This is a genomic window from Vibrio sp. 10N.222.55.C7 (genome assembly GCF_041473335.1).
Lineage (GTDB): Bacteria > Pseudomonadota > Gammaproteobacteria > Enterobacterales > Vibrionaceae > Vibrio > Vibrio crassostreae_C.
Map to the genome: position 1 here is coordinate 1 of NZ_JBFRSC010000138.1, position 398 is coordinate 398.

Consider the following 398-nt stretch of genomic DNA (forward strand, 5'->3'; position numbering starts at 1 on the left):
AGTGGTTTTGAGATAACTAGTGGCAAGGGAACTATTGTAATTGATAGCCCACGACCTACTCTCCCAGCCTCTCCAGAGCACCCAGATATGGACTTTGATGATACACCTCGTTGGTCTCCAGATTTCGGTGAAGACCGTCCTGAAATGGAAGAGCGTGACCTGACAGTTAAGATCATTAACGGCGAAATCCACATTATCGACGAAAACACCAGTGAGTGGGTAGGTACTGTACAACGCAAGGATGGTGAGATCATTTTCCGTGGCAACGGAGACTTCGAAAAAACTCTAGTAAAAGTTGAAGGTGACCTAGAAGCTAACGGCAGTGCAGCCATCGTTAAAGGTAATGGCGAATGGTTAGCAACTGTTGAGCGTGTGGACAGTGGTTTTGAGATAACTAG

The 398-nt window shown here is 46.2% G+C and carries 1 protein-coding gene; it reads left to right on the forward strand.

What is annotated here, in order from left to right:
* A partial coding sequence (locus tag AB4482_RS23055; protein ID WP_372181806.1) for a hypothetical protein occupies positions 1-398 on the forward strand: 398 nt, incomplete at both ends.